Source organism: Microbacterium sp. CGR1, from assembly GCF_001266755.1.
Classification (GTDB): domain Bacteria; phylum Actinomycetota; class Actinomycetes; order Actinomycetales; family Microbacteriaceae; genus Microbacterium.
The window spans coordinates 1,291,754-1,314,292 of the sequence record NZ_CP012299.1; the positions used below are offsets into that span (position 1 = coordinate 1,291,754).

Sequence of the window (22,539 nt, forward strand, 5' to 3'; positions counted from 1 at the left end):
TTCTCAGTGTCCGGGGATCAGAACCAGGCGCTCTCTCTGACCTCGCGCATCGCACGCTTGCGGGTCTCGGCATCCAGCCTCGTGAGGTAGAGCTTCCCATCGAGGTGATCGGTCTCGTGCTGGAGCGCCTGCGCCAGCAGACCGCTTCCTTCGAGCACCACCGGCTCACCGTCGAGGTCGATGCCCTCGACGCGGGCCCACGGGTGTCGCAGGGCGTCGTGCCACAGGCCGGGGACCGACAGGCACCCCTCCCCCGTGGGCACCGGCTCACCCCGAACCTCGGTCAGGACGGGATTGAGCACGTAACCGATGTCACCGTCGATGTTGTAGCTGAAGGCGCGGAGCGCGACGCCGATCTGCGGAGCCGCGACACCGGCACGGCCAGGCAGCTCGACGGTGTCGATCAGATCGGCGACGAGCGCGCGCACCCCCTCGTCGATAGGGTCGATCGGTGCGCAGACGGTGCGAAGCACGGGGTCTCCGAAGACCCGGATCTCACGGACCGCCATCAGGCGCCCTTCGCCCGCAGACCTTCGACGAGCAGCGCAGCCAGTTCCCGTGCCGCCACCCGTGTCTCAGGCTGGAGATTGGTGAAGACGATGGTCCCGCCCCCGGCGATCTGCGAGTCGTACGGCATCCGCACCACATGCTTCGCCCTCGTGCCGAAATGCGCTTCGAGCTCGTTGAGGCGCACCAGCGGGGCGCCGGGCGTCGACTGGTTCAGCACCACGACCGCCTCGCGGGCCTGCTCGGCGTACCCGTTGCTCTCGAGCCACGTCAGCGTCTCCGACGCCAGCCGCGCCTCATCGACGCTCAGCCCCGACACGATCACGATCTGATCGGCCAGATCGAGCGTGGCCGACATGACCGAGTGCACGATGCCCGTTCCGGTGTCCGTGAGCACGAGCGAGTAGTAGTGCGCGGCGACGCCTGCCACGTCGCGATAGTCGCTGTCGCTGAACGCCTCGGCGATCCGAGGATCCGAGTCGGACGCGAGCACGTCGAGGCGGGTGGCGTCTCGCGCGACGATCGCAGAGATGTCGTGATACCCCCTGACCTCGTCATGGATGCGGACGAGGTCGCGCACCGACTTGTTGTGGTGCGGCCGCACCACCCGCTCGGCGAGGGTGCCGCGGTCGGGGTTGGCGTCGACCGCGATGACGCGATCGTCCCTGGCGTCGGCGAGGGCCATGCCCAGCAGAGCGGTGATCGTCGTCTTGCCGACTCCGCCCTTCCGCGACAGCACGGGGACGAACCGGGCTCCCCCGACGATCGGAGCGGCGATCCGCGCGCTCAGAGCCTTCCGCTCGCGGGCGCGGCGTCCGTCACCGATGTTGATCCGGCGCCCCGAGATGGCGTAGAGGAAGTGGCTCCACGCCCCTTCGGGTTCGGGCTTGGTGAGACGGTGCGGGTCAAGCAGTCGGTCGGCGGTGAGGAGGTCGGCGCTCTCGCGAGAGGAGTCGCCGAGGTCGTCCAGACGCTTCGACGAGAGCTGCACGTCGGCCCGGGTTGATCGAGTCGCGGGTGCTACGGCGGTCCTGGGCTTCTGTGCGTCCATTGCCGAAGTCTCCTTCTTGGCGAGAGATGATGCCGCCGACGCTCTCCTCGAGGTCGGCGCGGCGTCGAAGTCCGCCTTCGCCTTGGCGATGAACGCCGCGGCGGCAGCGGCCTCCTCCGCGGCGACGGCATCAGCAGGCGCTGCAGCCGGCTTCGCGGACGGAATGGCGCCGGCATCCGTGGCTGATGCAGTCACCGGAGTGCGCTCACGTGTGCGCGGGGGCTCGGGCTGAGCGTCCGGTTCGGTCTCCGACTGCGATTCGGTCGCGGGAGCGACCGCGGGCTCGGGCTCGATTTCAAGCTCGATCTCAGACTCAGACTCGACCTCAGGCTCAGGCTCAGGCTCGACCTCAGACTCGACCTCAGACTCGACCTCAGACTCAGACTCAGACTCGACCTCAGGCTCGGGCTCGGGCTCGACCTCAGGCTCAACTTCGAGCTCAGGCTCAGGCTCAAGCTCGACTGCGGACTCAGGCTCGACCTCAGACTCAGGCTCGACCGCAGGCTCAGGCTCCGCCTGGGACTCTGCTTCCGCCTCGACTTCGGGGCGCTGGATCTCTTCCTTCGCGGGCTCCGGCGGCAGCTCGATGATCATCGGCGCCGCACCGAGCGGTGCCGGTGCGATCTCCGCCGCAGCCTTAGCCGCGGCGACGGGCTCGTCGACGATCAGATCCGCGACGACCTCGCCCTCGATGACGCCGTCGTCTTCCAGGTCGTCGTCATCGTCCGTCGGCAACACCACGCTCACCTGCGCGGTGCCGAGGATCCCGATCGCCGAGGTGTCCAACGACGTCGCGTCGTCGAGGACCCCTCTGGACTCATCGTCCGGGTTGTCTGCCACGTTCTTCGGGGTCACTGTGTCACTCCAAGCTTGTGCGGGCCTCGGGTGCGTTGCGTCGAACGCGGCCTCGCCCGCACAAGATTAGTGCGCCGGGCGGATCACGACCAAAAGATCGCCGGCCTCGACCTGTTGCGTCGCACCGATCGCGAGGCGCTCGACCACACCGTCGACGGGGGCCGTGATGGCGGCCTCCATCTTCATCGCCTCGATGGATGCGACCGGTTCACCGGCGCGCACCGAGTCACCGACTTCCGATTTGAGCGTCACGACGCCCGAGAACGGTGCGGCCACCTGACCGGGCACCGAGGTGTCGGCCTTCTCGATCTCGTGCACGTCCACTGCCACCGATCTGTCGCGCACGAACACCGGTCGCAGCTGACCGTTGAGCGTCGTCATGACGGTGCGCATGCCCTTGTCGTCCGCATCGCCGATGGCTTCGAGCCCCACGTACAGCTGGACGCCGCGATCGATCTCGACGACGTGCTCCTGCCCCTGGACGAGACCGTAGAGGTAGTCGGCCGTGTCGAGCACCGAGAGATCGCCGAACACGTCGCGTCGCTCGGTGAACTCGCGCATCGGCGCGGGGAACAGCAGCGTGTTCAGTCTCGCCCGACGGGTCGCACCGTCACCTGCGAGGGCCGCCTCATCGTCGGCCGAGATCTCCGTCATGCCTGTGCGCACCGACCGTCCCGCCAGAACCTTGGTGCGGAAGGGCTCGGGCCATCCGCCCGGGAGGTCGCCGAGTTCACCCGCCATGAACCCGACGACGGAGTCGGGCACGTCGTACTTCTCGGGGTTCGCCTCGAAATCGGCGGGATCCGCCTTCACCGCTGCCAGGTGCAGCGCGAGATCGCCGACCACCTTCGACGAGGGGGTCACCTTGGGAACCCGGCCGAGGATCCGATCGGCGGCGGCGTACATGTCCTCGATCAGCTCGAAGTCCTCTGCGAGGCCGAGCGCCTTCGCCTGCTGACGCAGGTTCGACAGCTGACCGCCCGGGATCTCGTGGTGGTAGACCCGGCCTGTGGGGCCCGGAAGTCCGGATTCGAACGGCGCGTACATTCGACGGACCGCCTCCCAGTACGGCTCGAGGTTCGAGACGCTGTCGAGCGAGATGCCGCTGTCCCGATCCGTGTGCGCGAGCGCGGCGACGAGAGAAGAGAGCGAGGGCTGGCTGGTCGTGCCGGACAGCGGAGCGGATGCCGCGTCGACCGCATCCACTCCCGCCGCGCTGGCGGCGAGCAGGGTGGCGAGCTGTCCGCCGGGGGTGTCGTGCGTGTGCAGATGCACGGGCAGATCGAAGCGCTCGCGCAGCGCGGTGACGAGTTTCGCCGCCGCCGCGGGACGCAGAAGGCCCGCCATGTCCTTGATCGCCAGGATGTGCGCCCCGGCCCCGACGATCTGCTCGGCGAGATTCAGGTAGTAGTCGAGGGTGTACAGGTCCTCGGCCGGGTTCAGCAGGTCGCCGGTGTAGCAGAGCGCCACCTCGGCTATGGCCGTACCCGTGTTCCGCACCGCGTCGATCGCTGGGCGCATCTGCTCGATGTCGTTGAGGGCATCGAAGATCCGGAAGATGTCGACCCCGCTCGCCGCCGCCTCCTTTACGAACGCTTCGGTGACCGCCGTCGGGTAGGGCGTGTAGCCCACGGTGTTGCGTCCCCGGAGAAGCATCTGGATCGCGACGTTCGGAAGGGCGGCCCGCAGCTTGTCGAGACGCTCCCAGGGGTCTTCGCCCAGGAAGCGCAGAGCGACGTCGTAGGTGGCACCTCCCCAGGCCTCGACCGAGAACAGGTCCGGCGTCAGCCTGGCGATGTGCGGTGCGACCGCGACGAGATCCCTCGTGCGCACCCGGGTGGCCAGGAGCGACTGGTGCGCATCACGGAAGGTCGTGTCCGTGATGGCGAGGGCACTCTGCGCGCGGAGGCTCTTCGCGAAGCCCTCCGGTCCCAACTCGAGCAGGCGCTGCCGTGAACCGGATGCCGGGGTGGCGGACAGGTCCGCGGCCGGAAGCTTGGCCCGCGGATCCAACGAGCCGGGGTGGATGCCGTGGGGCTTGTTGACCGTCACGTCCACCAGCCAGTTCAGGATCCGGGTACCGCGATCCTTCGACTCGCGTCCGCGCAGCAGGTCTGGACGCTCGTCGATGAAGGACGTGCTCACGTCGCCGGCGATGAACGCGTCATCCTCGAGCAGCGCCTGCAGGAACGGGATGTTCGTCGAGACGCCGCGGATGCGGAACTCCGCCAACGCGCGCCGCGCGCGCGCCACCGCAGCAGGGTAGTCGCGACCACGGCAGGTCAGCTTCGCGAGCATCGAGTCGAAGTGCGGGCTGATCTGCGCGCCCTGATGGACGGTGCCGCCGTCGAGCCGGATCCCTGCGCCACCCGGTGAGCGGTATGTGGTGATCTTGCCGGTGTCCGGACGGAACCCCTGAGTGGGATCCTCCGTCGTGATGCGGCACTGCAGCGCAGCTCCCCGCACATGGAGATCCTTCTGTTCGAGACCGAGCTCCACGAGCGTCTGTCCCGCCGCGATGCGCATCTGACTCTGCACGAGATCGACGTCGGTCACCTCCTCGGTGACCGTGTGCTCGACCTGGATGCGCGGATTCATCTCGATGAAGACGACCTCGCCGGTGCGCTCCCCCGCGGTCTCGAGCAGGAACTCGACCGTTCCCGCGTTCTCGTATCCGATGGAACGGGCGAACGCGACGGCGTAGCCGTGCAGCGCGGTGCGGATGCCGTCGTCGAGGTTCGGTGCCGGGGCGATCTCCACCACCTTCTGGTGACGGCGCTGCACGGAGCAGTCCCGCTCGAAGAGGTGCACGGTCTCGCCCGTCTTGTCGGCGAGGATCTGGACTTCGATGTGCCGGGGACGAAGGACAGCCTGCTCGAGGAACATCCTCGGATCGCCGAACGCGCTGGCGGCCTCGCGCATGGCCTCTGCGAGTGCCGGAGCGAGCTCACCTGCGGACTCGACGCGTCGCATGCCGCGTCCGCCACCGCCGGCGACGGCCTTCGCGAACAGCGGGAAGCCGATCTCAGCGGCCTGGGCGACGAGTGCATCGATGTCATCGGACGCCTCCGTCGAACGGAGCACCGGAACGCCGGCCTCGATGGCATGACGCTTGGCCTCGACCTTGTTGCCCGCCATCTCGAGGACCTTCGCAGGGGGCCCGATGAAGACGATGCCGTTGGCGGCGGCCTTCTCGGCCAGCTCCGGGTTCTCCGAGAGGAAGCCGTATCCGGGGTAGATCGCATCTGCCCCGGCATCCTTCGCGACGCGGATGATCTCATCGACGTCGAGGTAGGCGCGCACCGGATGACCGCGTTCGCCGATCTCGTAGGCCTCGTCGGCCTTTAGCCGATGGACCGAACCACGGTCCTCGTGCGGGAACACCGCCACAGTCCTGGCCCCGACTTCGAAAGCCGCACGGAAGGCACGGATCGCGATCTCGCCGCGGTTCGCCACAAGGATCTTCTGGAACATGCACACCTCTGGGAGCTCGATACGCATCGGGATACGGCGCGCATGGGGCGGGGCTGAGTGTGCACCCAGCCTAGGGGAAGGTAACGTGGTGTTCGTGCACGTACTCAGCGTCAGCTCTCTCAAGGGAGGCGTCGGCAAGACGACCGTGACACTCGGCCTGGCCTCAGCAGCCTTCGCCCGTGGTGTCCGAACGCTCGTCGTCGACCTCGACCCACAGTCCGATGTGTCCACCGGGATGGACATCCAGGTGGCAGGTCGGCTCAACATCGCCGATGTCCTGGCGAACCCGAAGGAGAAGGTCGTCCGTCAGGCGATCACCTCGAGCGGCTGGGCGAAGGTGCACCCCGGGACCATCGACGTGCTGATCGGCAGTCCGTCCGCGATCAACTTCGACGGCCCGCACCCGAGCGTGCGCGACGTCTGGAAGCTCGAAGAGGCGCTCGCTGCCGTCGAGGCAGATTACGACCTCGTCCTCATCGACTGCGCCCCGTCGCTGAACGCCCTCACCCGCACCGCGTGGGCAGCGAGCGATCGGGTGATGGTCGTCACAGAGCCCGGGCTCTTCTCCGTGGCTGCGGCCGACCGCGCGCTGCGCGCGATCGAAGAGATCCGTCGCGGCCTCTCCCCTCGACTGCAGCCTCTCGGCATCGTCGTGAACCGGGTGCGTCCCCAGTCGATCGAGCACCAGTTCCGCATCAAAGAGCTGCGCGACATGTTCGGTCCGCTCGTGCTCTCCCCCCAGCTGCCCGAGCGCACCTCGCTGCAGCAGGCTCAGGGAGCAGCCAAGCCGCTCCACATCTGGCCGGGCGACTCGGCCCAGGAGCTCGCTTCCGACTTCGATCAGCTGCTCGACCGGATCATCCGCACCGGCCGGATCCAGGTCGCCGACTCGGGCGTGCAGGCCTGACTCACCCCGGACAGCAGAACGGCCATCCTCTCGCGAGGGTGGCCGTTTCTTCGTGTCGCGCGACTCTGCTCGCGGGACTTCGGTGGCGAATGCTCAGGCGGAACGCTTCGAGCGCCGTGCCGACAGCTCGTCGACCGGGTCGGGCACTGTCGCATCGAACTCGACGAGCGTCGACTCGACCTCGCGCAGGACCTTGCCCACAGCGATGCCGAACACTCCCTGACCGCGACTGACCAGGTCGATGACCTCGTCGTTCGAGGTGCACAGGTAGACAGAGGCTCCGTCGCTCATCAGCGTCGTTCCTGCGAGATCGCGGATGCCGGCGCGGCGGAGTTCATCGACCGCCGTGCGGATCTGCTGCAGCGAGATGCCGGTGTCGAGAAGGCTCTTCACGAGCTTGAGCACGAGGATGTCGCGGAAGCCGTAGAGACGCTGCGACCCGGAACCGCTGGCGCCGCGCACCGTGGGCTCCACCAGCTCGGTGCGAGCCCAGTAGTCCAGCTGCCGGTAGGTGATGCCGGCCGCCCGCGCCGCTACCGCGCCGCGGTAGCCGACCTCGTCGTCCATCGCCGGCAGACCGTCGGTGAAGAGGAGTTCCGGCACGAACCGCGGGTCGCCTGCACGCTCATCCGCATTCATTTGAAATCCTCCCTGGAGCTGTTACCTCCACGCTAGAGCAGGCCTCCGGCACCGGCAATGACATCCGTGGGACACCGAAGGTGTGTCGCAATCAGTTCGTTACGAAAGCAACCTGGTGAGCGCGTCCTTGACGAAGAGCGAGCGCACCTCGTCGATCTTCGAGGCGAGGCTCGGTGCCATCTCGCTCGCCTTCGCCCTCGACGCGGCGTCCGTACGACGCAGCAGAGAGGACATCGCAGACTCGATCAGTGCGACCTCTCGCTCGGCACCCTGCCTCAGCGAGCGCAGGTGGCGGGGCTCGATACCGTGGCGATCGAGGGCGACCAGGCCGCGAAGCAGCGTGACGGTCGACTCGGGATAGCTCTCCTGCGCGACGATCACGCCGGTGCTGATCGCGTCATTGAGAAGCTGGGGGCCCGCGCCTGCTGCCGACAGCAGCTCTCCTCGGCGGTAGCGCCGGGGAGTGGGCGTGATCGAGGGCGGCGGAGCCAGGGTCGCGGCTTCACCGTTCGCCTCTGCCTCGTCGAGCTGCTCGCGGATGATGCTGAGCGGCAGGTAGTGGTCGCGCTGCAGCGTGAGACCGAGACGCAGTCGCTCGATGTCGGCCTGCGAGAACTTGCGGTAGCCGGACTCCGTGCGCGACGGGCTGACGATCCCCTGCACCTCGAGGAAACGGAGCTTGCTGGAGGTGAGCTCGGGAAACTCGGGCGTGAGCCGGGCCAGCACCTGCCCGATGCTCAGAAGGCCCGCGGACGCTGAGCGTTCGCGGGCGGGGGAAGCCGCCATCAGTCGATCGCCGCGACGCGATCGACGGGAGAGGCGAAGAAGTTCAACCGGAACTTGCCGACGCGAAGCTCGGTGCCGTCGACCAGCGGACTGCGGTCGACGCGCTCACCGTTCACATACGTGCCGTTGAGCGAACGCTGGTCGATGATCTCGAACGTCGATCCGTTGCGAGTCACTTCCGCATGGCGGCGCGAGACGGTCACGTCGTCGAAGAAGATGTCGGCTTCGGGGTGGCGACCCACGGTCGTCACATCGGTGTCGAGAAGGTAGCGGGCCCCCGCAAGAGCTCCGGAGCGCACGAGAAGCAGTGCGGAACCGGAGGGAAGGGCCGCGATGGCGCCCTGCTCCACGTCGGTGAGCTCCACGCCGAAAGGCACGAAGGAGAGGTCCGAGTCATGCCCGAACGTCTGCGTCACGTCGTGCCTCTGCTCGCCGGGACGGTGGATCGCGGCGTCTCCGCCCGATCGATTCTGGCTGTCTGTCACTATGCCCTCCTAGTCCTCCAGACTAACTGATCGGACGGCGGTCGCGGGAGCTCGCGTCACTATCAGGCACCGCATACCGACACTTCATAGGCTGAGCACGTGAAAACCACAGCCCGTCGCCTCCCCGCAGCTCCGATCGCCCTTGCGGCCGCCCTCCTGACCGCATTCCTCGTGCTGTTCGCACCTCTCTCCGCCTCAGCCCACGACAGCCTGCTCGCCTCCTCCCCCGAGGCCGACAGCACGGTCGACACGCTTCCCACCGAATTGACGCTCACCTTCAGCGCGAAGCTCATCGATGAAACCGGCGCGACCGAGGTTGTCGTGACGGATCCGTCCGGCAACTCGGTCACCGACGGAGCCGCCACGGTCGAGGGGGCGATCGTCACTCAGCCGCTCGCCGCCGAGGCCCCAGCCGGCGGCTATCACGTGATCTGGAAGGTCGTGTCGAGCGACGGCCATCCGACCTCGGGAGAGTTCGACTTCACGGTCACGAACAGCACGGAGGCCGCGCCCACCTCGGAGCCCAGCTCCGAGCCCACTGCCAGTGCCACCGCAGCACCCGAGCCGGCTGCGACCGCGGGCCCCGGGACGGACGCCACCCCGGCCCCCGAGAGCGACGACTCAGCGGCGCCGATGACGATGATCTGGGTGCTCTCGATCGTCGGCGTCCTCGTGATCGTCGGCATCGTCGTCTGGCTCGTCGTCCGCGGTCGTCGCGACCCGGCATCCGCCGATTCCGACCTCCCCTCGGGGCGATAGGCTTAAGGCATGCCACATTACGATGTCGTCATCCTCGGTGCAGGTCCTGGCGGATACGTCGCTGCGGTTCGCAGCGCGCAGCTCGGTCTGTCCACCGCCATCATCGAAGAGAAGTACTGGGGCGGTGTGTGCCTCAACGTGGGCTGCATCCCCTCCAAGGCTCTTCTGAAGAACGCGGAGCTCGCGCACACGCTCAACCACAAGGCCGACTTCTTCGGCATCTCGGGTGAGTTCACGATCGACTACGGCAAGGCGTTCGACCGCAGCCGCGTCGTCGCCGACGGTCGCGTCAAGGGCATCCACTTCCTGATGAAGAAGAACAAGGTGACCGAGTACGACGGTCGCGGCACCTTCACGGGCCCGAAGGCGATCTCGGTCGCGAAGTCCGACGGCTCGACCGAAGAGGTCACCTTCGACAACGCGATCATCGCGACGGGCTCGAAGGTCCGACTTCTTCCGGGCGTCCAGCTCAGCGACAACGTCGTGACGTACGAAGAGCAGATCCTCTCGCGCGAGCTGCCGAAGTCCATCGTCATCGTGGGCGCCGGCGCCATCGGCATGGAGTTCGCGTACGTGATGACGAACTACGGCGTCAAGGTCACCATCATCGAGTTCCTCGACCGTGCCCTCCCCAACGAGGATGCCGACGTGTCGAAGGAGATCGCCAAGCAGTACAAGAACTACGGCGTCGACATCCTGACCTCCACCAAGGTCGAGTCCGTCGTGGACAACGGCTCGTCCGTCACCGTCTCCTACACCGGCAAGGACGGTCAGCAGAGTTCGATCGAGGCCGACAAGGTGCTCATGTCGGTCGGCTTCGCCCCCAACATCGAGGGCTTCGGTCTCGAGGCCACCGGCGTGAAGCTCACCGAGCGCGGCGCGATCGACATCGACGACCACATGCGCACGAACGTCGAGGGCATCTACGCGATCGGCGATGTCACCGCCAAGCTGCAGCTCGCCCATGTGGCCGAGGCGCAGGGCGTCGTGGCCGCAGAGACCATCGGCGGCGCGGAGACCCAGACGCTGGGTGACTACCGCATGATGCCGCGCGCGACGTTCTGCTCGCCGCAGGTCGCCTCGTTCGGCCTCACCGAGCAGCAGGCGAAGGACGAGGGACGCGAGATCAAGGTCGCGACGTTCCCGTTCATGGCCAACGGCAAGGCGCACGGACTCGGCGAGCCCGTCGGATTTGTCAAGCTGATCGCCGACGCCGAGCACCTCGAGCTCATCGGCGCCCACATGATCGGCCCCGACGTGTCGGAACTCCTGCCCGAGCTGACGCTGGCCCAGAAGTGGGACCTCACGGCCCTCGAGCTGGCTCGCAACGTGCACACGCACCCGACGCTCTCGGAGGCGCTGCAGGAGGGCTTCCACGGCCTCGCAGGTCACATGATCAACTTCTGATCACCGCGATCGACTCGAAGGCCCGGCACGCTCACGCGTGGCCGGGCCTTCGTGCGTCATGAGACCGCGTCGGCTCGCCTGCGCAGCTCCAGCCGGGAGGGGAGTCCGAAGTGCACGGTCCACCCGGACGGCACGAGCGCGGCGAGTTCTCCCCTCGTGTACGAGCGACGGATGCTGATGAGGCCGTCCTCTCGGATGAACGAGCCCCGGAACAGCGTGCCCGCGAGGATCCACGTCGCGACGTCGTACAGCACGTAGGCGAGTCGAGTGCGGGCGATGTCGCGGTGCACCACGACACCGCCGCTGCCGACGAGCGCCTCGGAGTCCCGCAGCAGGCCGTCGAGCTCCGCCCCGGTGAGGTGGTGCAGCACGTGATTCGAGAAGACCACGTCGAACTGCTCGCCCTCCGCCACGAGGTCCGACGAGAAGGCGCAGCGATATGCGATGCCGGCTCCTCCATCGTGCTCCGCCGCCCAGCGGATCGCCCGCTCGTCGGCGTCCAGCGCCGTGATCTCCACCTCGAGACCCGCTCGCCGCGCTAGCGCCGCGATCATCCGGCATACGTCTCCGCCACCCGCGCCGATGTCGAGGATGCGGATCGGGCCGCGGCGGGCGCGCGGCAGGATGTCCTGGCGATAGAGCAGTCGGGGTCGGGAGACGAGCGCGTTCACGAGACGGAAGCGCCGGTAGGTGCGCTCCAGCATCCCGATGTCCGCATGCGGGTCGTCCATGAGCTCGCGCGCCTCGGTGGCGCGTGTCGAGAGGTCGTGTCTCACGAGATGCCGGTGGTGACCGTCATCAGTGCGCTCTCGGCGGTCAGCCCAGGGCCGAAGGCCATCGCGGCGACGCGCGACCCGTCCCCCGCGCCGTCGTCGAGGATCCGCTTGATGACGAAGAGCACAGTGGCGCTCGACATGTTGCCGTTCTCGCGCAGCGTCTCCCGGGCCGGGAAGAGCTGATCGTCGCTGAGATTCAGTCGCTCCTGCACGCGGTCGAGGATGCTGCGTCCACCGGGGTGGATGGCCCAGTGCTCCACCCGCTCCCCCACACGCCCCTCGTCGAACGCGGCTGCGAGCTCGCCCTCGCGCGCGTACAGCGGACGGATCGCACCGATGATGGTCTCCCCGATGATCTGCGGCACCTTCGTCGACAGGATCATCTCGAAGCCGTGGTCGCCGATGGTCCAGGCCATGTCCTTCTCGCCCTCCGCGGCTATCGCCGTGTGGAAGCCGTCGAGACGCACCGCAGGAACAGGAGTGGCGAGGTCGCGTGCGGTGACGATGCCGGCAGCCGCCCCGTCGGCGAAGAGCGAGTTGGCGACGATGAGATCCGGGTCCTCCGACGAGCGAAGGTGCACGGTGCACAGCTCGACGCTGACCACGAGCACCACGGCCGTGGGGTCGGCTGCGCAGAACTGGCTCGCCGCACGGAGCGCCGGCAGCGAGGCGTAGCAGCCCATGAATCCGAGGTGATAGCGCTGCACGCTGTCGGACAGCCCCAGCCCGCGCACGATCTCGTACTCGGGGCCCGGCGCGTGGAAGCCCGTGCAGGATGCGGTGATGACGTGCGTGACGTCTGCGGCGACGATGTCGGGGTCTGCATCCAAGGCGCTGCGCGCCACCTCCACGAAGAGACGCGACGCCTCGCGCGTATAGAGGTCGTTGCGGGCTGCGGTGCCCGGCGACTGCAGGCGGCCCGTCTCACGGTCGAAGAACATCTTGTCGTCCGTGCCGGCCGCGGGCGAGAGCTCTCGGATGACGGTGTGGCGGGTGTCGATGCCCGAGCCGTTGAACGACGCCCCGATGATCCGCTGGGCGAGGCGTCCGACATCGGGCTGCGAGGCGAAGATGTCGCGCACCTCGTGCTGCTCGATGACGGTGTCGGGAACGATCGTCCGCAATGAGCGGAGCACGGCAGCGCGGGTCATGTCTGTCACTCAAGCATGACCGCGCGCCAGCACGGAAGGGGCTTGCATCGGGCGTCAGAAACCCAGAGCACGCGCGAGCTTCGAGCCGGATGACGCGTCGCGACCCCCGGCATCGGAGACGACCCGCTCCACGGCGTCGAAGAGGGCTGCTCGCCCCGCCGCATCGGCAGGCGCGGCGGGGCCGAGCTCGAACTCCCACTCCCGCCATTCCCGCTGCACGTCGTGTCGGAGATCGGTCGCGCGAACGCGGTCATCGACGAACTCGGCGACGACTCCGGCCGTCCCGGTGAGCAGGTACGCCGTGCGGGTGTTCTCGATCCGCGCGAGGGGTGTGAGCGGCGCCGTCGCCCATCGCGAGATGGTCTCGGTCACGGCATCCGGGATGCTGTCGTCTTCGCCCAGGGGCCAGCCGATCTCGAGGCGACCGTCACCTTCTCGCGGTCCCTTGATGTGCCATCCGGCATCGGGGCCGCCGGTGCGGCGACGAAGGGCTACCCCTGCACGGGAGAGCCGTGCATCGACGGTGTCGAAGTAGCGAGCGTCGAGCTCGCGCACCTCTCCGGACGACACGGCATCCACTCCGGGGATCCCCACCCACACCGGAAGGGGCGTGGAGTCATCGACGTCGTACTTGCGCTCGACCTCGACGGCCCTGGAGGGCTCGGAGCCCGACGGCGAATCGCTGGGGTGCTCAGTCATCCGACGGGCTGATGTCCTCGAGGGATTCGTCGTACCAGTAGTCGATCTCGGTGGGACCGTCGGTGTCGCCGGTGTTCTGCGCGTCACCGCTCCGGTTGTACACCACCTGGGTCTCGCTGTAGGGGACGATCAGCTTGTCGTCCGCGTCGCCGAGAGGAATGATCTGCCCGTCGAGCGGGCCGCCGTGAAGTCGTGCGAGTGCCATGTCCTCACCCTATCGCCGACGGCACCCTGCACGGCGCCTCACTCCATCAGGATGCCGAGGAGCGCGCCGATGATCATCCACGGCCCGAAGGCGATCCGCGTGGAGCCGTCCGCCCTGCGGAGCATCATCAGCGAGAGGGAGAACACGGCGCCGAGCACGAAGGCAGATGCTGCTCCCACGGCGAGCGCCTGCCAGCTGTGCCATCCGAGGACCAGACCGATGACGGCGGCGAGCTTGACATCGCCTCCGCCCATGCCGTCCCGGCTGAGCAGACGGAGCGTCGCGTAGAAGCCGCCGAGGATCAGCAACCCGGATACGGCCCTGATAAACGGGGCGCTCTGGCCGACCGTGATGGCGTCGACGACTCCGAGGACGATGAGCGCCGCGAGTGTGGGGAGCACGATCCGGTTCGGCAGCCGATGCGTGCGGATGTCGACGGCGACGAGTCGGCAGGCGATCGCGAACAGGGCCAGATGAACGGTCACGACGGCCACAGTACGGAGATCCATGCCCGCAGGTTAGGAGAACTCGGACGGCGGCGATGACCGCGTGTGGATAACGTCACGCCGCGATGTCGGAGGTTCGAACTATCGTCATCTACTCCAGTTGCTTTATTAGTACATATCTTCGAGGATGGATTCATGGGGATCGGGCTCGATGCGGTGACCGCGCTCTCTCCGGCTGGCGACTCCCGCGCCGGAGAGGTTCTTCGGCTGCGCCGGGAGATCAGCCGCATGCAGCGCAGACGCAGCGAGCACCCGCTTCTCCCTCTCGATCCGGCCTTCTCCTCGCTGCTCCCCGAAGAGGGGCTGCAGACGGGGGCGACGTACACCGTCTCTCCCTCCCCCAGTCTCGTCCTCGCACTGCTCGCCGCGGCCTCGGGCAAGGGCCACTGGTGCGCGGTCGTGGGCATGCCCACACTGGGTGTCGAAGCCGCAGCGGCGTTCGGAATCGCGCTTCCTCGCCTGATCCTCGTCCCCGAACCAGGAGACCGCTGGCTCGCCGTGGCCTCTGCGCTCGCCGAGGTGGTTCCGCTGATCGCCGTGCAGCCCGGAGGCAGGGCCCGCGATGCGGATGTGTCCCGACTGAGCGCACGACTGCGCGACCGCGGGAGCACCCTGCTCGTCACCGAGTCCGCGGAGTCCGGCGCCTGGCCGCAGAGCGAGGGGTCCATCCGGCTGCACGACCAGCACTGGCTCGGCATCGGCGAGGGGTGGGGGCTCATCGAAGGCGCCACGGCGACGGTATCGGCGCGGACGAGGCACAGTCCGCTGACGTCGAGCGTGCGCGTGCGTCTTCCCGGCTCCCACGGCGCAGTGGAAGAGCTACCGGCGGAGCACGTCGCCACCGAGACCATGGCCGAGATCACAGGGCTGACCGGCCTGCGCGGCGGCGAGGCCGCTCCGCTCGAGTACCCGCGTCTGGCGGTGGCCGGATGACCGCCGCTCCACTCCGTGTCCTCGTCCTGTGGCTTCCCGATTGGCCGCTGAGAGCAGCTCTCGGCGGCCCACCGCCTCATCCGCCGACCGCTCTGGTGCATGCGAACAGCGTCGTGGCGTGCACCGCATCGGCGAGGGAGCACGGCGTGCGCGCCGGCCAACGTCGCCGCGTCGCTCAGGGCCATATCTCGTCACTGCGCGTGATGCCCCACGACCCCGCCCGCGACGAGAGAGCGTTCCTCCCCGTGCTGCAGCTCATCGAGAAGCACGCGCCCGGTGCGGCACTGCTGCGTCCAGGGCTGGCGGCGGTGCGGGCACGGGGCATCGCGCGCTATCACGACGGCGAGGCCGAGGCGGGGCGTGCCCTGATCGACATCCTCACCGACGCCGGGTTCCCCGAGGTGCGCGTGGGCATCGCCGACGGCCCCTTCACCGCCGAGCTCGCCGCGCGAGGGAGCGCACCGTGCACCGTCGTACCTGCAGGCCTCGCGAAGGACTTCCTCGCCCCACTCCCGGTGAACGTTCTGAGAGACGAGCAGCTCACCGGTCTGCTCGTCCGGCTCGGTGTGCGCACGCTCGGCGACTTCGCGGCCCTCGACGAGATCGAGGTGCGCGATCGCTTCGACGAGCGCGGCGCGCGTCTGCACGCCCTCGCCGCCGGCGCCGATTCCCGCGCGGTGGTGGCACGACCTCCTGAACCCGAGCTCGTTCGCTCCATCGAGTTCGACTCGCCACTCGCCGGAGCCGATCAGGTGGCCTTCGCCGTGCGGCAGACGGCCGATGCGGTCATGCTCGCCCTCGGTGAGGCCTCGGTGGTGTGCACCGAGGTCCGCATCGACCTCACCGACGACGACGGCAAGGTGTTCTCGCGCCCCTGGCTGCATCCCACCTGCTTCGATGCCGCTGATCTCGTCGACCGGGTGCGCTGGCAGCTCGAAGCACTGGGAGCCGAATCCGCGAAGGAGCCGGTCGATGAGGCTCGTGCCTTCGGCGGAATCTGTCTGGTGCGGATCGTCCCCGTGGCGGTCGACGATGCCGCCCATCACCAGCCCGGCCTCTTCGGGTCCGGCACTGATGAACGCCTGCATCACGCCATCTCGCGCGTGCAGACGATGCTCGGCCACGAGGGCGTCGTCACCGCTGCCCTCTCCGGCGGGCGCTGGCTCGTCGATCGACAGGTGCTCACTCCGTGGGGCGAACGCTCCGTCGCCCCCAGAGACCCAGCGCAGCCCTGGCCGGGGAGCCTTCCCGACCCTCTCCCCGCCGAGGTGTTCCGCCCTCCTCGCCCCATCGGAGTGCTCTCCCCTGACGGCGAGACAGTCCTCGTCGACGAACGGGGTGCACTCTCGGCGGCGCCCGCTCGCATCGACGGCGACGACGTTCAGGCGTGGGCCGGTCCGTGGCCGATCCATGAACGCCGATGGGAGGACTCCGGCGGCAAGAGAGGGCACCGCCTGCAGATCGTCGACGATCATGATCGGGCCTGGCTCGTCTTCTGCACCGGAGGCCGGTGGTGGGCTGAGGGGAGGTACCGCTGATGGGCTGGCACAACCCTCCCCTGTCCTGGAACGAGCTGGAGCGCACTCTCAGCGGCGAGGAATCGCCCTACCCGACCGGAGGCATCCCACCCGGCAGCCGACCCGACCCCGGCCCCGTCAGCACCAAGCGCACACGGAACCCACCGACGTCCGTCAGCAGGCCAGAGGACGCCGTCCCGTACGCCGAGCTGCATGCGCATTCGTCCTATTCCTTCCTCGACGGCGCCTCCTCACCGGAGGACCTGCTCGCCGAGGCCGAGCGTCTCGGACTCACTGCACTGGCGCTCACCGACCACGACGGCTTCTACGGTGCTGCCCGCTTCGCCGAGGTCGCAGAGCTGATGGATGTGAGCGTCCAGACCGTGTTCGGCGCAGAGCTCTCGCTCGGCCTCGACGCACCGCAGCGGGGCGCCCCCGATCCCGTCGGCGACCATCTGCTGGTGCTCGCCGACGGGCTGGAGGGCTACCACCGTCTCTCCGGCGCGATGACGGCCGCCCACCTGCGCGGTGGCGAGAAGGGCCGCCCCGTCTACGACCTCGAGGAGCTGGCAGCCGCCTCAGACGGGCACTGGACGATCCTCACCGGATGCCGGAAGGGCGGGGTCCGCCGTGGCCTAGAGGCGGGAGATGCTCAGACGCCGCTGCGCCGACTGGTGGATCTGTTCGGCCAGGATCACGTCGCCGTCGAGCTCTTTGACCACGGCGACCCGCTGGACACACGACGCAACGACGCTCTCGCCGATCTCGCCAGACGGATGCGACTGCCGGTGGTGGCGACGAACAACGTGCACTACGCGGCGCCCGAGCGTGCATCACTGGCCGAAGCGGTCGCCGCCGTGCGCGCCGTGCGCAGCATGGACGAGCTCGACGGGTGGCTTCCGACTCACGGAGGAGCACATCTGCGCAGCGGCGCGGAGATGGCAGCGCGCTTCCGGCGCCACCCCGGCGCGATCTCCTACGGCCTCGAACTCGCCGCAGCGTCGGCCTTCTCCCTCCGCCGTGCACGACCTGCCCTCCCGAAGCAGGAGGTCCCTGACGGACACACGCCGATGAGCTGGCTGCGCCACCTGGTGTGGGAGGCCGTGCCGACGAAGTATCCGCGCCTGGATGCCGACGGCCGTCGCAGGATCGGACGCGAGCTCGATGTGATCGAGGAGAAGGACTTCCCCGGCTACTTCCTCATCGTCCACGGCATCGTCGCCGAGGCGCGCCGTCGCGGCATCCTGTGCCAGGGGCGCGGCTCGGCCGCGGCGAGCGCCGTCTGCTATCTGCTCGGCATCACCGCCGTCGACCCGATCCTCTACCGTCTGCCCTTCGAGCGCTTCCTCGCGACGACCCGACAGGAAGAACCGGACATCGATGTCGATTTCGACTCCGATCGCCGTGAGGAGATCATCCAGTGGGTGTACCGCGAGTACGGACGCGAACGTGCGGCACAGGTGGCGAACGTCATCCAGTACCGTCCGAAGAACGCGGTGCGCGACATGGCGAGAGCTCTCGGCTACTCTCCGGGACAGCAGGATGCCTGGTCCAGGCAGGTCGATGGGTGGAGCGCCGGACTCGAGGTGGCCGACGAGCACGACATCCCGGCGAACGTGCTCGACTACGCGGGCGAACTGCTGAAGGCTCCCCGGCATCTCGGCATCCACTCCGGCGGCATGGTGCTCACCGCGCGTCCTGTCGGCGAGGTCGTTCCCGTCGAGCATGCACGCATGGAGAACCGCACGGTGATCCAGTGGGACAAGGACGACGCGGCCTGGATGGGGCTGGTGAAGTTCGATCTCCTCGGGCTCGGGATGCTGGCTGCGCTCCAGCACTGCTTCGACCTGATCCACGACGCCACGGGTGAGCGGTGGACGCTCGAGACCCTTCCGAAAGAAGAGCCGGCCGTCTACGACATGCTCTGCCGCGCCGACTCGATCGGGGTGTTCCAGGTCGAATCCCGTGCGCAGATCGGCCTTCTCCCCCGCCTGCAGCCTCGGGCCTTCTACGACCTCGCCATCCAGATCGCGCTGATCCGCCCCGGGCCCATCCAGGGCGGGGCCGTGCATCCCTTCGTCCGCCGCAAGATGGCGAAGGATGCGCTCGACGAGGAGAATCTCGCCAGAGCCGCCCGTGGCGAAGAGCCCGTGGTGCTCGAGATCCCGTATCCGCACGATGACCTCAAGCCGATCCTCGAGCGGACACTGGGCATCCCGATCTTCCAGGAGCAACTGATCCAGATGGCGACGGCCATCGGCGACTGCACCGCCGACGAGGCCGATCTGCTCAGACGCGCGATGGGGTCCAAGCGCGGGCTCGAGAAGATCGACAAGGTGCGAGACAAGCTCTACGCGGGGATGACCAGACGCGGACTCTCCGCCGAGCAGTCGGATCGCATCTACGCGCAGATCCAGGCCTTCGCGAACTTCGGATTCGCAGAGTCCCACTCGTTGTCCTTCGCGCTCCTGGTCTATGCGAGCTCCTGGCTCAAGCTGCACTATCCCGCGGCGTTCCTCGCTGGGCTCCTCCGGTCGCAGCCGATGGGCTTCTACTCCGCGTCGACACTCACCGCGGATGCACGACGACACGGGGTCGAGGTGCGTCGACCCGATCTGCACGCCTCGGGGGCCACCGAGACTCTCGAACCCCTCGAGGGCTCACCGCTGCGGATGCCGACGGGGCGGGACACCTGCAGCGACCCTCTGCAGCCCCGGGTGCCGCGCTTCGATCGCTCCTCTCCGGACGAGTCGGCGGCACACCGTCGAGATGGCGCCTATGCGGTGCGCATGGGTCTCAGCGGTGTGCGCGGCATCGGCACTCAACTGGCGGAGAAGATCGTCGCCGAGCGCGAGGCAGCCGGACCTTTCCGCGATCTGAACGATCTGGTGAGGCGCACGGATGCCACCGCTGCGCAGCTGGAGTCCCTGGCGACCGCCGGCGCGTTCGAGTGCCTCGGCCTCCAGCGCAGAGAGGCGATCTGGCTGTCCGGGGCAGCCGCTGAAGACCGATCCCGGTTCCTTCCCGGCACGACGATCGCCGTGCAACCGCCGCTGTTCAGCGATCAGTCCAGCTATGAGCGGCTCTCCGCAGATCTCTGGGCGACCGGCGTCTCGACCGACGACCATCCGATGGCGCATTTCCGCGGGCTCCTGCGCGAACGGGGCGTGCTCACCTCAGCCGATCTGCAGAGCCACGAGACGGGGCGACGCATCGAGGTCGCCGGTCTTGTGACCCACCGCCAACGTCCGGCGACCGCAGCCGGTGTCACCTTCCTCAATCTCGAGGATGAGACCGGTCTCGTCAACGTCATCTGCTCGACTGGGGTATGGGGTCGTTACCACCGGGTGGCGCGCGATTCTCCTGCGCTGATCATCCGCGGCATCCTCGAGCGTTCAGCGGAGGGCGTCGTGAACGTCCTCGCCGACGCGTTCGAAGATCTCCGAACGGGGGTGACGCATCGTTCGAGGGACTTCCGGTGAGCGGCTCACCAGAAGCGTTCGGGCTCGGGCTCGGGGACGCGGTCTCCGCCGCCCCAGCGATCGGCTTCAGCCTTCGCGGCGTCGACCGCCGCATCCGCCCCGTTCAGAGCAGCCCTGGCGCTCGTCGCCCCTGATCCGTCTCTGTCGGCGTCGACGGTGAGAGTCGTCTGCGAGGAGTGGCCGCCGATGGTCACGGTGCAGTCGACGACACGGCCGAGCCACCGGAGGAACTCACCCCGCGGCTCTTCGACGCGGCGATACCGGATGCCCGTGTCGAGGTCTCTGACCGACAGGATCAGCGACTCTCCGGTCAGCTCGTCGATGCGCTCCGTCACCTCGACGCGGTGCCCGTGGGCGATGGCGAGGTGCGCGTTCAGCACGAGCTTTCTGTCCATGAACCCACTCTATGAGTGCACGTTCTCGCGGCAAGCCCCAGTCTTGGAAGAAACATTCGTAGATTTCTTTGTCCCCCAAATGGCGGACAGAGCTATTAAGCGATATTCTGCAAGGAGTAGCGGGGGCTACCGGCTGAACATCTGGGGATATCAGTCGAGAGAGCAGCGAAAATCTTCGCCGCCTCCCCTACCGTCCGGGAAGGACGGTGAGCCCTCTCGAGTGATCCAAATGGGGTTGGACGACTCGAGAGGGCAACCAGTCCTCGCACCACGCGCGATCCTCGTCTTCACGTACAGCCGAGCGAGAGAGCACGCCGCTACCAACGTGGCCCACGGGCGTCAACCCCGCTCCCCATCTGCGGCATCGCACCTATCGTCGCCTCACGCCGCCCGAATCACGGCGGCAGCGGAGGAGGATCAGTCGATGACCGCCGCACGCGCTGCGCAGGTGAGGATAGGCGTGTCGGGCTGGCGGTACGCCAGCTGGCGCGGTGACTTCTATCCCCGGGGTCTGCCTCAACGCCGGGAGCTCGAGCACATCGGACAGCACTTCCCTACCGTCGAGCTCAACGGATCGTTCTACTCGCTGCAACGCCCGGATAGCTACCGTCGCTGGCGCAGCGAGGTGCCTGACGACTTCAGCTTCGCCATCAAGGGATCCCGCTATGTGACGCACATGCTGCGGCTCCGCGACACGGAACAGGCACTCGCCAACTTCTTCGCCTCCGGCATCCTCGCCCTCGGAACCCAACTCGGACCGATCCTCTGGCAGCTGCCGGAGCGTGAGAAGTTCGATGCCGAGGTCCTGGAACGATTCCTCGATTCACTCCCCCGCACGACGGGCGATGCTCAGAAGCTGGCGATGACGCACGACTCGCGTCTCGACGGACGAGCCTGGACGGAGCTCGAGAGCGACCAGCCGATCCGTTACGCGATCGAGCCGAGGTCGCAGACATTCGACGATCCTGAGGCACTGCGCATCCTCAGTCACCACGGCGCTTCGCTCGTCATCGCCGACACCGCCGGCAGATGGCCACGTTTCGACGCCCTGACGAGCGAGGTCGTCTATGTCCGGCTTCATGGCGCACAGATGCTCTATCACAGCGCCTACACCGCCGCCGAGCTCGATGAATGGGCCGACCTGCTCTGCGCCTGGTCGGACGGCACGGGCGCCGGCGACGGCCGACCGCGCGACGTGTACGTCTACTTCGACAACGACGCGCGCGGGCACGCACCGCACGATGCGGCAGCGCTCCAGGCGCTCGTCACCGCACGCACCGGATCCTGACCAGTCACCGCCGCTCCACCGGTTCCCGGGTCATCGGCTGAGCCGAGCACGGAGCGAATCGACCAGCAACCCGACGCCGAGTTCGAAGGTCCGATCCGCGCGGGCTGTCCCGCGCTCCGCGCCCTCCATCACGCGCCCGAGCGTCCGCGTCCCCTCCCCGGGCTCCCAGACCTCGTCCGGCGATGCCAGATCGAGGCCGAAGCCGATCGCGAATGCGTCGATGATCGCGATCACCGTGAGCACCTCGTCCTCGGGGAAACCGCCGTCGACGAGAGCGGTCGCCAGGTCGTCGTAGGCGGCGATGACCGCCGGATGAGTGATCGTCTTGCCGATCAGCAGCGGTACGAGCTGCGGGTGATCGGCATACATCTGGCGCTGCTGTCTGAGCAGATCGACCAGGAAGTTGTCCCACTGCTTCTCCTCGGGCCTCACCCGGTAGTCCTCGACCAGACGGCCGCGCATCAGCTCGATGATGCCGTCCATGCCGTCGACATGGTTGTACAGCGAAGAGGGCCGGACACCGAGCCTGCGCGCGATCGCGTTCACCCCGAACGGCTCTCCGGCCCTCGACAGCTCGAGGCCTGCCGCGCCGATGATGTCGGGCGACAGCAGGGGGCTCGACGGCCTGGGCATCGCATTCTCGCTCTCTGTGACGGGCGACGAAGAAATCTCTTCCCTCCGACATCCCTCCTGTGCATAATAGTGAACACCATTCGT

The 22,539-nt window shown here is 67.9% G+C and carries 20 protein-coding genes; 7 read left to right on the top strand and 13 right to left on the bottom strand.

Annotation, left to right across the window (positions count from 1 at the left end; translation table 11 throughout):
- Positions 1-17 precede the first annotated feature (17 nt).
- The 3 genes from def to AKG07_RS06215 all read right to left on the bottom strand — a co-directional run bounded on the left by def (position 18) and on the right by AKG07_RS06215 (position 5,887).
- Positions 18-509: a peptide deformylase gene (gene def / locus AKG07_RS06205; protein WP_053096790.1), complete on the bottom strand. Its 492-nt coding sequence runs from the start codon at positions 507-509 to the stop codon at positions 18-20.
- Positions 509-2,413, bottom strand: coding sequence for a MinD/ParA family ATP-binding protein (locus tag AKG07_RS06210; protein WP_053096792.1), 1,905 nt, complete (start codon positions 2,411-2,413; stop codon positions 509-511). Before AKG07_RS06210 ends, def begins: the two co-directional genes overlap by 1 nt.
- A gap of 66 nt (positions 2,414-2,479) precedes the next feature.
- The gene (locus AKG07_RS06215; RefSeq protein ID WP_053096794.1) at positions 2,480-5,887 is read right to left on the bottom strand and encodes a pyruvate carboxylase; all 3,408 of its coding nucleotides are present in this window, start codon (positions 5,885-5,887) and stop codon (positions 2,480-2,482) included.
- A 94-nt stretch (positions 5,888-5,981) separates the two neighbouring features.
- Between AKG07_RS06215 and AKG07_RS06220 the strand changes: the two genes are divergently transcribed.
- Positions 5,982-6,794 carry a ParA family protein gene (locus AKG07_RS06220; protein ID WP_053099164.1) on the top strand — a complete coding sequence of 271 codons (813 nt, stop codon included), beginning with the start codon at positions 5,982-5,984 and terminating at the stop codon, positions 6,792-6,794.
- A 93-nt stretch (positions 6,795-6,887) separates the two neighbouring features.
- On the opposite strand, the gene AKG07_RS06225 is transcribed toward AKG07_RS06220, so the two are convergent.
- From AKG07_RS06225 to AKG07_RS06235, 3 genes are all read right to left on the bottom strand, one after another.
- Positions 6,888-7,433: a MerR family transcriptional regulator gene (locus tag AKG07_RS06225; RefSeq protein ID WP_053096796.1), complete on the bottom strand. Its 546-nt coding sequence runs from the start codon at positions 7,431-7,433 to the stop codon at positions 6,888-6,890.
- A 99-nt stretch (positions 7,434-7,532) separates the two neighbouring features.
- Entirely contained in the window at positions 7,533-8,219 is a 687-nt protein-coding gene (gene ftsR, locus AKG07_RS06230) for a transcriptional regulator FtsR (protein WP_053096798.1), read from the bottom strand.
- On the bottom strand, positions 8,219-8,704 hold the full coding sequence (locus tag AKG07_RS06235; RefSeq protein WP_150115087.1) for an FHA domain-containing protein: 486 nt from the start codon (positions 8,702-8,704) through the stop codon (positions 8,219-8,221). Before AKG07_RS06235 ends, ftsR begins: the two co-directional genes overlap by 1 nt.
- A gap of 99 nt (positions 8,705-8,803) precedes the next feature.
- Here AKG07_RS06235 and AKG07_RS06240 point away from each other — a divergent pair, with 99 nt between their 5' ends.
- Entirely contained in the window at positions 8,804-9,463 is a 660-nt protein-coding gene (locus AKG07_RS06240) for a copper resistance CopC family protein (RefSeq protein WP_053096800.1), read from the top strand.
- Positions 9,464-9,472: 9 nt separating this feature from the next.
- Complete coding sequence (lpdA, locus tag AKG07_RS06245; protein WP_053096802.1) at positions 9,473-10,870, top strand: dihydrolipoyl dehydrogenase; 1,398 nt, start codon at positions 9,473-9,475, stop codon at positions 10,868-10,870.
- A 56-nt stretch (positions 10,871-10,926) separates the two neighbouring features.
- Here the strand turns inward: lpdA and AKG07_RS06250 are convergent, their stop codons facing one another.
- Genes AKG07_RS06250 through AKG07_RS06270 form a run of 5 tightly spaced genes read right to left on the bottom strand, consistent with a single transcriptional unit; the run spans position 10,927 to position 14,210 of the window.
- Entirely contained in the window at positions 10,927-11,646 is a 720-nt protein-coding gene (locus AKG07_RS06250; RefSeq protein WP_053096803.1) for a methyltransferase domain-containing protein, read from the bottom strand.
- A complete protein-coding gene (locus tag AKG07_RS06255) occupies positions 11,643-12,797 on the bottom strand; it encodes a type III polyketide synthase (RefSeq protein ID WP_230100706.1) in 1,155 nt (384 codons plus the stop codon). Before AKG07_RS06255 ends, AKG07_RS06250 begins: the two co-directional genes overlap by 4 nt.
- 54 nt (positions 12,798-12,851) lie before the next feature.
- The gene (locus tag AKG07_RS06260) at positions 12,852-13,496 is read right to left on the bottom strand and encodes a CYTH domain-containing protein (protein ID WP_053096805.1); all 645 of its coding nucleotides are present in this window, start codon (positions 13,494-13,496) and stop codon (positions 12,852-12,854) included.
- On the bottom strand, positions 13,489-13,701 hold the full coding sequence (locus AKG07_RS06265) for a hypothetical protein (RefSeq protein WP_053096807.1): 213 nt from the start codon (positions 13,699-13,701) through the stop codon (positions 13,489-13,491). Before AKG07_RS06265 ends, AKG07_RS06260 begins: the two co-directional genes overlap by 8 nt.
- 38 nt (positions 13,702-13,739) lie before the next feature.
- Entirely contained in the window at positions 13,740-14,210 is a 471-nt protein-coding gene (locus AKG07_RS06270; protein WP_053096809.1) for a prepilin peptidase, read from the bottom strand.
- Positions 14,211-14,342: 132 nt separating this feature from the next.
- On the opposite strand from AKG07_RS06270, the gene AKG07_RS06275 reads away from it, so the two are divergent.
- The 3 genes from AKG07_RS06275 to AKG07_RS06285 are packed head-to-tail and all read left to right on the top strand — an operon-like array spanning position 14,343 to position 20,139.
- Entirely contained in the window at positions 14,343-15,140 is a 798-nt protein-coding gene (locus AKG07_RS06275; RefSeq protein WP_053096811.1) for a hypothetical protein, read from the top strand.
- Complete coding sequence (locus tag AKG07_RS06280) at positions 15,137-16,678, top strand: DNA polymerase Y family protein (protein WP_053096813.1); 1,542 nt, start codon at positions 15,137-15,139, stop codon at positions 16,676-16,678. Before AKG07_RS06275 ends, AKG07_RS06280 begins: the two co-directional genes overlap by 4 nt.
- Positions 16,678-20,139 carry an error-prone DNA polymerase gene (locus AKG07_RS06285; protein ID WP_053096815.1) on the top strand — a complete coding sequence of 1,154 codons (3,462 nt, stop codon included), beginning with the start codon at positions 16,678-16,680 and terminating at the stop codon, positions 20,137-20,139. The genes AKG07_RS06280 and AKG07_RS06285 overlap by 1 nt, the downstream gene beginning before the upstream one ends.
- Before the next feature lie 5 nt (positions 20,140-20,144).
- Here AKG07_RS06285 and AKG07_RS06290 read toward each other — a convergent pair whose 3' ends face one another.
- Positions 20,145-20,534 carry a hypothetical protein gene (locus tag AKG07_RS06290; RefSeq protein WP_053096818.1) on the bottom strand — a complete coding sequence of 130 codons (390 nt, stop codon included), beginning with the start codon at positions 20,532-20,534 and terminating at the stop codon, positions 20,145-20,147.
- A gap of 424 nt (positions 20,535-20,958) precedes the next feature.
- On the opposite strand from AKG07_RS06290, the gene AKG07_RS06295 reads away from it, so the two are divergent.
- Complete coding sequence (locus AKG07_RS06295; RefSeq protein ID WP_053096820.1) at positions 20,959-21,822, top strand: DUF72 domain-containing protein; 864 nt, start codon at positions 20,959-20,961, stop codon at positions 21,820-21,822.
- A gap of 30 nt (positions 21,823-21,852) precedes the next feature.
- Here AKG07_RS06295 and AKG07_RS06300 read toward each other — a convergent pair whose 3' ends face one another.
- Complete coding sequence (locus tag AKG07_RS06300; RefSeq protein WP_053096821.1) at positions 21,853-22,455, bottom strand: TetR/AcrR family transcriptional regulator; 603 nt, start codon at positions 22,453-22,455, stop codon at positions 21,853-21,855.
- Between the last annotated feature and the right edge of the window lie 84 nt (positions 22,456-22,539).